This is a genomic window from Tissierella creatinophila DSM 6911, assembly GCF_001940565.1.
In the GTDB taxonomy this organism is placed as follows: Bacteria; Bacillota; Clostridia; order Tissierellales; family Tissierellaceae; genus Tissierella_A; species Tissierella_A creatinophila.
The window spans coordinates 18264-31036 of record NZ_LTDM01000010.1; the positions used below are offsets into that span (position 1 = coordinate 18264).

Annotated in this window: 13 protein-coding genes and 1 pseudogene; 11 read left to right on the plus strand and 3 right to left on the minus strand. The window is 31.7% G+C overall.

Going from position 1 to position 12773, the window contains the following annotated elements:
• Positions 1-11: 11 nt before the first annotated feature.
• The 8 genes from TICRE_RS03520 (at position 12) to TICRE_RS13155 (ending at position 6949) form a co-directional block, all read left to right on the plus strand.
• Positions 12-881, plus strand: coding sequence for an ABC transporter permease (locus tag TICRE_RS03520; RefSeq protein ID WP_075725198.1), 870 nt, complete (start codon positions 12-14; stop codon positions 879-881).
• Positions 882-1703, plus strand: coding sequence for an ABC transporter permease (locus TICRE_RS03525; protein WP_084191795.1), 822 nt, complete (start codon positions 882-884; stop codon positions 1701-1703).
• A 1-nt stretch (position 1704) separates the two neighbouring features.
• Positions 1705-2769, plus strand: coding sequence for a polyamine ABC transporter substrate-binding protein (locus tag TICRE_RS03530; protein WP_075725200.1), 1065 nt, complete (start codon positions 1705-1707; stop codon positions 2767-2769).
• A gap of 19 nt (positions 2770-2788) precedes the next feature.
• Positions 2789-3790 carry an SIS domain-containing protein gene (locus TICRE_RS03535; protein WP_233120140.1) on the plus strand — a complete coding sequence of 334 codons (1002 nt, stop codon included), beginning with the start codon at positions 2789-2791 and terminating at the stop codon, positions 3788-3790.
• Positions 3791-3877: 87 nt separating this feature from the next.
• Positions 3878-4699 (plus strand): fructoselysine 3-epimerase, encoded by an 822-nt coding sequence (frlC, locus tag TICRE_RS03540; protein ID WP_075725204.1) that lies wholly within the window; start codon positions 3878-3880, stop codon positions 4697-4699.
• 6 nt (positions 4700-4705) lie between these two features.
• Entirely contained in the window at positions 4706-5503 is a 798-nt protein-coding gene (frlD, locus tag TICRE_RS03545) for a fructoselysine 6-kinase (protein ID WP_075725206.1), read from the plus strand.
• A gap of 485 nt (positions 5504-5988) precedes the next feature.
• Complete coding sequence (locus TICRE_RS03555; RefSeq protein ID WP_198927472.1) at positions 5989-6300, plus strand: hypothetical protein; 312 nt, start codon at positions 5989-5991, stop codon at positions 6298-6300.
• 439 nt (positions 6301-6739) lie between these two features.
• On the plus strand, positions 6740-6949 hold the full coding sequence (locus tag TICRE_RS13155) for a hypothetical protein (protein WP_075725212.1): 210 nt from the start codon (positions 6740-6742) through the stop codon (positions 6947-6949).
• Between the two features lie 53 nt (positions 6950-7002).
• Here TICRE_RS13155 and TICRE_RS13160 read toward each other — a convergent pair whose 3' ends face one another.
• Complete coding sequence (locus TICRE_RS13160; RefSeq protein WP_075725214.1) at positions 7003-7254, minus strand: hypothetical protein; 252 nt, start codon at positions 7252-7254, stop codon at positions 7003-7005.
• Between the two features lie 244 nt (positions 7255-7498).
• Here TICRE_RS13160 and TICRE_RS03570 point away from each other — a divergent pair, with 244 nt between their 5' ends.
• Positions 7499-8545, plus strand: coding sequence for an Rpn family recombination-promoting nuclease/putative transposase (locus TICRE_RS03570; RefSeq protein ID WP_075725216.1), 1047 nt, complete (start codon positions 7499-7501; stop codon positions 8543-8545).
• Positions 8546-8556: 11 nt separating this feature from the next.
• Complete coding sequence (locus tag TICRE_RS13830; protein ID WP_408645642.1) at positions 8557-8622, plus strand: DUF4160 domain-containing protein; 66 nt, start codon at positions 8557-8559, stop codon at positions 8620-8622.
• A 460-nt stretch (positions 8623-9082) separates the two neighbouring features.
• Here the strand turns inward: TICRE_RS13830 and TICRE_RS13040 are convergent.
• Both TICRE_RS13040 and TICRE_RS03585 read right to left on the minus strand, forming a co-directional pair.
• Positions 9083-9238: pseudogene (locus TICRE_RS13040) on the minus strand (IS256 family transposase); the annotation flags it as partial.
• 109 nt (positions 9239-9347) lie between these two features.
• Positions 9348-10697, minus strand: coding sequence for a L,D-transpeptidase family protein (locus TICRE_RS03585; RefSeq protein WP_075725218.1), 1350 nt, complete (start codon positions 10695-10697; stop codon positions 9348-9350).
• 315 nt (positions 10698-11012) lie between these two features.
• Here TICRE_RS03585 and TICRE_RS03590 point away from each other — a divergent pair, with 315 nt between their 5' ends.
• Positions 11013-12749 carry an aminopeptidase P family protein gene (locus TICRE_RS03590; RefSeq protein WP_075725220.1) on the plus strand — a complete coding sequence of 579 codons (1737 nt, stop codon included), beginning with the start codon at positions 11013-11015 and terminating at the stop codon, positions 12747-12749.
• The last annotated feature ends 24 nt before the right edge of the window (positions 12750-12773 follow it).

The following is a 12773-nucleotide window of genomic DNA, read 5'->3' on the forward strand; positions in this document are numbered from 1 at the left end:
TGGAGGACGATATGAATCGAAAAAACAAATTTAAACGAAAAACGCTGCCAGCATTAGCTATGGCAGGACCTGTTTCCTTATGGATGATTTTATTTGTAACATTGCCTATGTTGTATATTATCTATATTAGCTTCATGTCCAGAGGGGTTTTTGGTGATGTTGTTTATAACTTTTCATGGGATAGTTATAAAACATTGTTGGACACTACATATTATAAGGTTATAGTTAAGTCAATAAGGGCAGCAGCGATAACAACGGTGCTGTGTTTAATTATAGGATATCCATTTGCATATTATATTGCAAAAAAGCCAAAGGAAGTTGCTTCAAAGCTTATAATGCTGATTATGATTCCGTTTTGGACAAACTCTTTAATGAGACTTAATAGTTGGCTACTGTTGTTTCAAACAAGCGGACCTATAAACAGGTTTCTTCAAAATACAGGTTTTATAGATGCACCCATAAACTTTGTATATACTGATGGTCTTGTGATGCTAGGTTTGATAACAAGCATGCTTCCATTTGCAGTTCTTCCCATGTACAGTTCAATTGAAAAATTAAGCAAATCTCTTTTAGAAGCATCTGCAGATCTTGGAGCTTCAAGGCGTACTACCTTTTTAAGAATAACATTGCCACTTACTTTTCCGGGAATCTTCTCCTCAATAATATTGGTATTTATTCCTTCACTTGGAATATATACAGTAACGGATATGCTCGGTGGTGGAAAGGTCTTATACATAGGTAATATTATAAAAAATCAGTTTGGAGCAATAAGAAATTGGCCACTTGGAGCGGCTCTTTCCGTACTTTTGATTGTCATAACAGGACTGCTTATTTTTATATACACCAGATTTGCTAAGATTGAAGACATGGAGGTGTTATAAGTGAGAGTTTCAAAAATACAAAAGAGAAAAAGATGGCAAGGGCTAGTTGGTACAATTTATTCAGTAGCTATATATACAATATTATATATTCCGGTATTAGTAATGATGATATTTTCATTTAACAATCAAAGATATAATTATTACTGGAATGGTTTTACAACTCAGTGGTATACAAAACTATTCACTAATTCTGCTGTAATAGATAGTCTTTGGTACTCAGTGATAATTGCAGTATTAGCAACTGTAATTTCAGTTACTATAGGCACAATAGGTGCTCTTGGGCTGAAAAAATATGAATTCAAAGGAAGGAAATTCGTTAATAACATGCTTTATATACCAATAATAGTTCCTGAAATTGTTCTAGCAGTTGCACTACTTATCATATTTATGAAAGTAGGATTTGCTCTTGGAATGGGAAGTATATTGATAGGACACTGTACTTTCTGCATACCTTATGCACTAGTTACAATCAAGGGGCGTATAAGTGGTGATGGTTATAGTCTTGAAGAGGCATCCTTAGACTTGGGAGCCAACAGGATTCAGACATTTATTAATATTACTCTTCCAAGTATTATGCCAGGAGTAATGAGTGCGGCATTTTTGTCATTTACTCTTTCAATAGATGATATTGTGATGAGTAATATGCTAGCAGGTTCAAAGAGTTCTACATTGCCGGTTTTGATTCTCTCAATGAATAAGTCAGGTATTACTCCTGATATTAATGCACTAACCACAATTATGATTCTAGTCATTGTAATATCAATGGTTTTGAATAAAGCAATTAAAAATATGTTGAAAAAAACAAAAAACACGGAGGGATAATATGAAAAAAACAATTTCTATTCTTTTAACCATGGTTTTAATCATGGGTATTTTCACAGGCTGTGCAGATAAAAATACTGGTTCTGGTAGTGATAGTGGTAAATCAGGCTCAAGTAAAGAGCTCAATATTTATATGTGGCAACAGTATATATCTGATGATTTGATTGCTAAATTTGAAGAGGAAAACAATGTAAAGGTGAATTTATCGTACATGAGTGACAATGCAGATGCAATAACAAAGCTTACTGCAGGTGGCGGACAAGAGTATGACCTTATAATGACAAGTGATGCTTATATGGAATCACTTATAAAAGGCGACTATATTGAGAAGATAAACTTTAAAAACATACCAAATGCATCCAATATTAATGAATCGTACTGGACTGCTAAAGAATACTGCGTACCATATCTTATGAATTATGTTTATATAATTTATAATAAGGATAAAAGTCCTGTTGAAATCAAGAGCTACAATGATCTTATAGACCCTGCATTAAAGGGACAGATAGCTTCAATAGATGGAGCTAGAAACCTATTTCCTATAGCACTTATTGCACTTGGATATGATCCTAACTCAACAAAGGAAAGTGAAATAGCAGAAGCTTATGAGTGGCTGACAAAATACAACGAAAATATTGTAGCATATGGAAATGCTGAACAAAATCTTGTAAATGGAACTGCATCTGTGGCACTTACTTTTGACGGAAATGCTTCATGGGCTATGTCAGAGCTTGGAGAAAAGAATAATCTTGTAATAGCTGATTTTGAAAAAGATCCAGTACAACTTGGTTTTGATCTTTATGTAATACCAAAGGGAGCTAAGCATGTAGACCTTGCAGAAAAATTTCTAAACTACATAACTGACCCTCAGATTATGGCTAAAAATCTTGTAGAATATCCATATTCATGTCCTAATGATGCAGCAGTTGAGGCGGCTTCTGACGCTTACAAAAATGACCCTGCAAGAGATTTTGACTACAAGAAAAATGTGTTTTTCCAAGAAGATGTTGGAGAAGCAATAACAATATACAATGATTATTATCAAAAATTAAAAGTTGGAAAATAAAATAGATAGCTAGGAGATTATGATAATGTTAAAATTTGAAGAACAAAAGAAGTTGGATAGCGTAAATGGTGCGTTGGCCATTAGAAGTGAAATAGAGTCTATTGTAGATGAAATATGTAAAAAAGGATATAAAAATATATGCTGGCTTGGTATAGGCGGAACATATGCATCCTGCCTACAAGCTGAGGTGCACATGAAGGAAAGATCTTCAATAGATTTCTTTGTTGAAAATGCAGCAGAATACATTTTAACAGGAAATAAAAAGGTAGGGGAAGGTACAATAGTAATCATATCTTCTGTTACCGGAAGAACTACAGAAATGATTGATGGAGTGAAAAAGGCTAAGGAAGCAGGTGCTGAAGTAATTGGCTTTGTAGATTATGCTGACACAGAACTGGCTAAAATGTCAGATCACCTTATTTCATATCCAGAAAATGAGCAGCTTAAATTCTTTATGGCAGCTGACAGATTTATGTATAATGCGGGAGAATTTAATGAGTACGATGAACTTTATGCTGAGCTTGATGAACATCTTGCCCGCGGACTTGTAGAAGTTGAAAAATCAGCTGATGAACTTGGAGAAAGTATAGCAAGAAAGCATATGAACGATAGTATTCATTATTTTGTTGGAGCAGGGAATCAATATGGAGCAACATATTCCTATGCCATGTGCTACTGGGAAGAGCAGCATTGGATAAGAACAAAATCCATTCACAGTGCAGAATTTTTCCACGGTATGTTTGAAATTGTAGATAGAGATACGGCAGTCACAGTTTTTGTTGGAGAGGATTCTCAGAGGAAACTTAGTGAAAGGGTGGCAAAGTTTTTACCAAGAATATGCGGAAACTATAACATAATTGACACAAAGGATTATGAACTGATAGGTATAAGTGAAAAGTTTAGGGGACATCTTTCTCATCTTTTAATGAGAGTAATAACTTCAAGAATAGACGTTCACATAGAAAAACTAAACTGTCATCCAATGGAGATAAGAAGATATTACAGACAGCTTGATTATTAATAGCTATCTATAAGTTGTAAATTACTAAAGCAGGCTGCTTCTTTATTATGAAGGAGCCTGCTTTTTAAAATTGGAAAGGAAGACATTATGGAGATTGGAATGTTCACGTCAGGATATCAGCGAAGTGATATAGAGGATATCTTTAGAGATGCCAAAAAATTTGGATATGACTATATTGAATTATGGGGAGGGCGACCACATGCTTTTCCCTATGACATTAAGAGAGGGCAAATAGATAATTTGTTGAACCTTCGGGACAAATACGAAATTCCTATAAAGGTATACACGCCAGAGCACAATGCTTATCCATATAATTATATGATTGGTGATGAATATCAAAGAAAAGAATCAATAGAATATCTTAAAACAGCAATTGAGATGGGAAAGGCTCTTGGTGCAGAGTATACTGTAATATCAGCCGGTCATGCCGGATATGAAGCTACTAGAAGGGAAATATGGGAAAGATTGTACAAGAGTATTAGGGAGTTGGTGGATTATGCACAAGAAAAAGAGCATATACTTCTTATTGAAGCTCTTACTCCATTTGAATCTAATGTATGCACAACAGCAAATGATCTTTGTGATATAGTTGAATCCATTGATTCTCCATATTTTGGAGCAATGTGTGATATCGTTCCCCCTTATGTGCAGAATGAAAGTATAATGAGTTATTTTAAGAAACTTGGAAAGAGTCTTAAACATTTGCATATAATCGACAGTGATGGAAAAAGCGACACTCACTTTATTCCAGGAGATGGGAATATTCCTCTTAAGGAACTTATTGCAGAAATATACGATAGTGGGTATGATGGAGCGGCAACGATTGAACTTGTCACAGCATATATTAATGAACCATCTCTTTATGCAAAATTAGCAATAGAGAGATTTAATAAAATAACAGAACGTTAAGGAGATATGGAAGAAATGATAAAGATAGCAGCAGTTGGTGATAACTGCATAGATGTTTATGATAGAACCGGTGAGACTTTCCCTGGTGGGAATCCAGTTAATGTAGCAGTATATATCAAAAGGATGAATGGAAATTCATCATATACAGGTGTTGTAGGGACTGACGATTATGGTAAGTTTATGATTGAAGCCATATCAGCAAAAGGTGTAGATACATCCCATATAAAAGTACTCGATGGAAAGACGGCAGTTACACATGTTGAAATCGAAAATGGTGATAGAATCCTAGGTGATTATGAAGAAGGTGTTATGGCAGATTTTAAACTTACAGAAGAGGATATAGATTTTTTATGTAGCCATGATCTAGTTGTAACTGGGATATGGGGAATGATAGAATCTGAACTTCATAAAATTAAAGAAAGAGGGGTACCTGTTGCTTTTGATTTTGCAGATAGGTTTGATCATGAGATAACACATAAGGCTATTCCATATGTAGACTATGCATTTTTCTCCAATGATAGCAAAAGTGATGAAGAATTGCATGAATTTATGAAATCTATCAAAGAAAAAGGTCCAAGAGTGGTAGTTGTTACTAGGGGGGAAAAAGGTAGTATTGCTTATGATGGCAATGAGTTCACTAAGTTTGGAATAAAAGAGTGTGAAGTAATAGATAGCATGGGCGCAGGAGACAGTTATATAGCTGGATTTCTTATGGCAATTCTTGAAGGAAAATCTATTTTAGAGTGTATGGAAAAAGGAGCACTTAGTAGTAGCATAACAATAGGATATTATGGCGCTTGGTAAGCCTGTAAAAAAACTATTCTTAATTTTAGGTATAGCCCTTTCTATAATTTCTAAAATTCTTCAAATAGGCTTTAAGTCCATCTGGGGCGATATTTTAATTCTTCCTGCAGCTACAATGTTTGTTTTGGCAATACTGTTTTACTGGCCAAGATATGCATATTATTTAAAACAGGATAGCACAAAAAATATAGCTAAGGTATTTGCATTGTTTTGTTGTTTATCTGTTTTAAGTTTTCAAATTTTTACAATGATATCTTTTGGTAAAAAAATGTCCATAGGATATATATTTATATTTCCACTCTTAGTCTTTACTTGCTTAAGTATTTATTTTTGGTTTTATTTATCAAAAGAAAAATAATATTACTACAAAATCCCAGATGTTTTTTATTTTAGATAGTTTTAGAATCATTTATAAGATACAATTAAAAAGATAAATAGGAATTTATGGAGGTGTATCAAAAATTTCTAAACATGAGTTTGGTATTATGCAAAAAAATCCAAAAAGTGAAGAAAGGTTTGATTCTTATGAACCGCAGAAATATGATTGTATTCAGATTGATGATGATTTAATTGAGCTAATTATGATGGAGTTGCAAAGTGTAGATTGCTATTGGCATACTCTGCAAAGAATGGAAAAAGGACTTGCCTATTGTGGCATAACTCTTATACCACCTAAATCAATGAATGCATTTATAAAGGTCTTATCTTCTCATAACTCAAATGCTTATATTCCTTTGATTTCTTTAGCTAATCAAGCAGAAGAAAATGGAAAATATATAATCCATTATGGAATCTAAATTTAGTGAGGTTAATAAAATGGCAAATAATAATCTATTTCATCGTTTCTGTGCCTTATCATTTTCAAAGGATGCAATAGGATTAGAACGGATTGGTAGGGATGCGACATATTTCTGTTATCCCAGTTCCAATCTTTATGATTATTTTTGGAGTTTTATGGAGAAATCATCCTCCTAAAGGTATAAATTGGATATACGGATATAGGACAACGAGGTCAATGCAAAATGATGATACATATAATGAGAAAAGATACTTTGCCTGAGCAGGTAAAAAAGTTTCTGTTAGATAAAAATATAGAAAAAGCAACAATAAAGTGTTTTTGTAGCTAATGGATGGAAAAATGCAGATGCTCTTATAGGCGGATATTTTGCCGCTATAAAAGATGCAGAAGATCTTGAGAACTGGGAGAACCTGCCAGATTTTTCATTCAGTATTGATTTGGGTTTTATAGATAAGAACAATAAATATACTCCTCTTAAAGATTATCAAGGTAAAAACTTTAATAATGATTATATATTTCATAACCCGAACTCAAGCGAAGTTTTCTTCTTTTATAATGGATTTTTAAGTCTTCCTGTTGAAGGACCTATGGATTATATGTTTGATAAAAATGGAAGGTATTATGATCACGGTGATTTGATGTTCTAGAAGTACACAGACTTGGAGGAGTTACTAGAAAGGGAAAGATAAATTATTGTATTTTAAGCAACTCTTGTGTAAGTATGATAAAGACAATTAAACACAGGAGTTGATTTTATTTTAATATCTTTAGCATCTACAGGTATATATTTAGGCTTTCTAATAGGAGTTTCACAATTAATAGCTTGATGAGTACGATTAGTATTATAATAATTATGAATATATTCACCTAGTAACTTCTCAAGATGATTTTCATTAAAAGGAATAATATGATCTAATAATTCTATGCTTATAATTCCATTAAATTCCTCCACAGAGTTTTAATTATCATTATACCATAAGACAGATACGCTAAGGTAGACTAGAAAGAAAAGGATTAGGTTATGGAACCCAACTATAAAAAGTACAAAAGGTTCCTATTATATCTTTAAAAAGAAAGATGAAACAGAATCTATCCTATAGTAGAAATATAAAGACTTTATTTATGAAAGCATTTTATAATGCTTTTATATAGGGTATAATAGAAGTGATAGATACATTGAAAGAAGAGGTGATATAATGGGGAAACTGAATCAGCCACATGACAAGTATTTTAGATCTACATTTGGAGAAATAGATTTTACTAAAGATTTTCTAACTAACTATTTGCCAGAAGAGTTAGTTAAAATGATAGATATGAATACCTTAACATCTCAGCCAACAAGCTATATAAGCAAGGATTTCAAAGAGCAGTTTACAGATCTTTTATTTAGGGTAGATATTATGGAGAAGGAAGCCTATATATATTTCTTATTTGAACATAAGTCATATAGAGATAGGATGGTTATTTTTCAGGTATTAAAATATATGATAGCTGTATGGGAAGCGAAAATACAAGATGGCCTAGATAGAAGAAAGAATGATAGGATAATAGATACTGGAGATATAGAGATACCATTAGTTATACCTTTAGTAGTATATCATGATAAATATAGATGGAATATAAAGAGAACACTAGGAGAGATGATAGCTAACTATAGTGATTTACCAGATAGTATCAAGAAATATGTACCAGATTTTGAATATATGTTAACGGACTTATCATTTTCAGATGAGGGAGAAGGCTTATCTGAAGATCATGCTATAGTTATTAGAACTCTTAATCAAGCAAGATATGCATCAAAAGATGAAATATTAGATATATTTACAGAAGCTATAACTGTATTTACAAATAATAAAGATGAAGATATGGTAGATTACTATATAATAGAGTCAATGACTTATATATTGACTGTTAGAGAAGATATAAGTGCTGAAGAATTATTTGAAGTAGCAGGACAAATATCAAAAAAAGGTGGTGAACTAGTTATGACAGCAGCTGAAAAGTTAAGAAAAGAAGGTATCAAAGAGGGTATAGAGTTAGGTGAACAAAAAGGTGAGTTGAAAGGAATTAGAAAAGCTATTAAAAGAGTCTTACTAAGAAGATTCAAAACTTCAAATTTAGAGATTGATAAATCATTAGAAAGAATAGAAAATAAGATATTATTAGAAGATATGCTTGATGAAGCTGTACTAGTAGAATCACTAGATGAGTTTCAAAATATATTAGATGAAATAGCTAAATAGGAAGAATAAAGATATTTGTTAATTATAGAGACCACTTACCACCACATTTTCATGCGAAGTATGGCGAGTATACTTGAAGTGTTTCTATTGAAGAGATTGAAAAGATTAACGGTGAAATGCCCAATAATGTAAGAGAATACTTCGAATCAGGAGCTAAAACAATAAAAAAAGGTTATAGCTAAAGATTATAGCTAATGAAGATTATACTTTGACTACTCTTTTTGATAATGGAGAAGTAAGAATTTATAATATGAGTGATAACCTATATAGAGTGTTTGAAATTTTGAAGAATAAAGATAAGTTTAAAGAAGTCTTTATTGATGAGACTGGAAATATTGCATGAGATATAGATAAAAATATAGAGAATGTAAATAACTTTGTGCTTTAGAGAGAAATAATATCTCTAAGCTGATAATAAATTTTCAGTTGTAAAAATTTAACAATTTAATAGCTTGTTTTTATCTTTGCCAAAACTATTTTATTTTATGCATTAAAATGATTAGTTTTGGCAATAATTTTAATTATGAGTAGCTATATCTTAATATAGCCTAATTCCATATCTAATTCTGCTTCTAGCATCTCTTGCAGTACATCTTTAAACATATCCCTGAGGTAAGAATGAAGATCTCCTGATGTTTTTAAATTACCTCCTGTTATCATTTCTCTTAAAACTTCTTTTGGCATTGAACTCATAAAAAATTCTCCTTTCTAGCTTTTATCCTATTTGGATTCTTGCCAGAAAAGAGAATGTTATTTCCTAAAAGCACAGATTACTTTACATTACCCCCATAAGGATTCAATCTTAATGAACTATAACTGGCATTCCAGGATAAACTAAATCAAATATAGTTTTAGCATTACTTGGAGGTAAGTTTATGCATCCATGTGAACCGTTGTTCTCATATATATTCCCACCAAAACTACTTCTCCAATCAGCATCATGCAGACCAATGTTTCCATTAAACGGCATCCAATACTTCACAGGTGAAGCATAGCCTTCTCCTTTAAGAACAGCATCTGTTTCTTTGTAGTTTAGAGGATACACTCCTGGTGGAGTATTATACCCTTTAGAGACATTCCCAGTTACTGTTGGAGTCTTAACTTTTAGTTGTCCTTTTATATAAACATATACCATCTGTTCCTTTAAATCAATTTCAACATATGAATCTCCTATATCGTTAGAGTTTCTTATTAAAGCTTCATATGAGTAAATTGGTTCTATAGTCTTATTTTCGCCACTTTTAATGTGTTTAATAAGCTCATCTACAGTTTTTCCTCTGTGCGTTAACCACCCATATGATCCACCACTTGTAGTTATATTTCTCCCCGTACTTGTTTTAAATTCTCTACCCTTGCCGTATGTATCATACTTTCTCGCAAGTTCTGCTACATACTCTTTTACTTTTTCTGGATCTATATCTACTTCTTTTTCCTTAATAGTAATGAAGTCCTTCAATATAGAACGATCTATTAATTCTTCTCTATCTCCAAAGTCATATTTTAATTGTAATTTCAAGTATTCATTAGCTTTGTTTTTTGCTGTAATTAATGATTTGTCATTATCAAATATAGTAGGTTGTTCTATATTTTTTTCTATATTTACTTCACTATCCCTTTTCTCTATACTTTCCGAAACTAAGTCAAAAAGTTGTTCTTTAGTAAGTTTAATTTCATAACTATGAGGCTCTATTACAAAAGCATCAGAACTACTAGAATAAACAACCTTAGCATCTAAAAGTTTTTTATCTAATTCTTCTATACCATCTATCATCTTCTTAACCTTATCTTTATTGTAACTGGATAATATTGGTGTGGTATATACAGGCTTTTTAAAGATAGATAAAAACCATTTCCATTCATTCTGTTCATCAAATATTTTAGACAAACCAGGAGTGCTAATATATTTATAATCTATTTCTTCCTCCGTTATTGTTAAGAACTCTTGTGTATCACTTTTGATTGTAAGTTTATCCCATAAATCTGATTTTTCAAGTTTCTTATCTGCCTTTTGCAAAGTCAGTCCACCTATATTAATTTCATTAACAGATACCCTGCTATGGAATCTATTTTTATAGTAAAATACACCACTAAAATATATTACTATTAACAATACTGAAACTAGTAATATAATAACTTTCTTATCTTTTTTCAAAGACTATCACTCCTTCATTAAAATCTATTTGCTTTATTTATTATCGTAATAATATTATATATTTGATTAAAAAAATATTAAGACATATTTGCCCTACTCGACCAAGGAACCAAGTTAGCATTTATAGCAATAATAACATTATAACTTATAATGGAAATAAAGGTAAGGGTTAATGGATAATAATTTATATTAAAACACATTAGAAAATATCTCCTTAATCCATAGTATTTTCCTTTCCTCTATAGTATAATTATTAATAAAACAAGGGAGGAATGACCTATTATAAACGAAAGACTTGAAAGTTTAAGAAAACTTATGAAAGAAAAAGAAATAGATGCATATATAGTTCCTACTAAAGATCCTCATGGTTCTGAATATGTTGCAGAATACTATAAAGGGAGAAGCTTTATATCAGGTTTTACCGGCTCTGCAGGTAATGTTGTTATAACAAGTGATAGAGCTCTTTTATGGACTGATGGAAGATACTTTATTCAAGCTGAAAATGAGCTTAAGGGTTCGGAATACAATCTTATGAAAATGGGAGAAAAAGATGTTCCAAGTTTTACCAGATGGCTAAAGGATAATTTAAAAGATAGAGCTAAATTAGGATTTGATGGAAAATTATTTTCCCAAGCAGAAGTAGAAATATTAAAAAAACTTTTAAAAGAAAAAGATATAGAACTTATAGATGAATTTGATTTAGTGGGAGAAGTTTGGAAGAATAGACCAGAACTTCCAAGTGGGAAAGCTTATAGTCTAGATAAAAAATATGCGGGCTTTACTCCAAAAGAAAAGATAGAACAGGTAAGAAATTCAATGAAGGAAAAGGATGCCGACATATTCTTGATTTCTAGTTTAGATGATATAGCTTGGGTTTTTAATTTAAGGGGAAGCGATATAGCTTATAATCCAGTAGTTATTTCTTATGCGGCTATTACTAAAGATAGAGCTCTTTTATTTGTAGATAAAGAAAAGATCGAAGAAAAGGTAGAGAGTTTTTTAAATGAAAATAAAATAGAAATAAAAGAGTATGAAGAAATATCAAATTTCATAGAGAGTTTAAAAGATGAAAATGTACTTTTAGATAAGAATAGAATAAACAGATGGCTATATAAGTCATTAAATGAGACTGTTAAAGTCATAGATGATATAGATATAACCACAAAGCTAAAAGCTAATAAAAATGAGATTGAATTAGAAAACCAAAGAAATGCTTATGTTAAAGATGGTGTGGCTTTAGTTAAGTTTCTTCACTGGATAGATAGTACTATAGGTAAGGAAGAGATTGATGAAATATCTGCCGCAGAAAAGCTAGAAGATTTTAGAAGAGAACAAGACCTATTTGTAGAGCCAAGCTTTAACACCATATCTGCTTATGCAGCAAATGCTGCTATGGCTCACTACTCTGCAACTAGAGATTCTTTTTCTGTGCTAGAGGCTAAAGGGCTATATCTAGTAGATTCAGGTGGACAATATCTAGATGGAACAACTGATATAACTAGAACTGTATCACTTGGAGAGATAACAGATGAAGAAAAGAAAGATTTTACTTTGACTCTAAAGGGTCATATAAACCTTACTGATATGAAGTTTTTAGAAGGAACTAATGGTTATCAACTAGATGCAATTTGTAGATATCCATTATGGAAAGAAGGATTTGATTATAAACATGGTACAGGTCATGGAGTAGGGTTTTTCCTAAATGTACATGAAGGACCTCATCGTATAGCAAACGTACCAAATGATGTGGTACTAGAAGAAGGAATGGTAGTATCTATAGAACCTGGAGTATATAGGGCTTCTAAGCATGGCATTAGAATAGAAAATATAGTAGCGGTAAAAAAAGATATAAAGACAGAGTTTGGTCAGTTTATGAGCTTTGAAACTCTTTCTTTTGTACCGATAGATTTAAATTGCATAGATGAAAAACTCTTAACTGAATCTGAAAAAGGATGGTTAAATAGCTACCATAGTGAAGTTTACGAAAAACTATCACCCTATTTAGATGGAAAAGTATTAGAATGGCTTAAAGAAAAGACAAGAGAAATATAATAAACTAATAAAATATAAGGTGAT

Excerpts from the sequence above, each read along its gene's own strand:
- TICRE_RS03520 (WP_075725198.1), top strand. The coding sequence starts at position 12 with ATGAATCGAAAAAACAAATTTAAACGAAAAACGCTGCCAGCATTAGCT.
- TICRE_RS03530 (WP_075725200.1), top strand. The coding sequence starts at position 1,705 with ATGAAAAAAACAATTTCTATTCTTTTAACCATGGTTTTAATCATGGGT.
- TICRE_RS03535 (WP_233120140.1), top strand. The coding sequence starts at position 2,789 with ATGATAATGTTAAAATTTGAAGAACAAAAGAAGTTGGATAGCGTAAAT.
- frlC (WP_075725204.1), top strand. The coding sequence starts at position 3,878 with ATGGAGATTGGAATGTTCACGTCAGGATATCAGCGAAGTGATATAGAG.
- frlD (WP_075725206.1), top strand. The coding sequence starts at position 4,706 with ATGGAAGAAATGATAAAGATAGCAGCAGTTGGTGATAACTGCATAGAT.
- TICRE_RS03555 (WP_198927472.1), top strand. The coding sequence starts at position 5,989 with ATGCAAAAAAATCCAAAAAGTGAAGAAAGGTTTGATTCTTATGAACCG.
- TICRE_RS03570 (WP_075725216.1), top strand. The coding sequence starts at position 7,499 with ATGGGGAAACTGAATCAGCCACATGACAAGTATTTTAGATCTACATTT.
- TICRE_RS03590 (WP_075725220.1), top strand. The coding sequence starts at position 11,013 with ATGAAAGAAAAAGAAATAGATGCATATATAGTTCCTACTAAAGATCCT.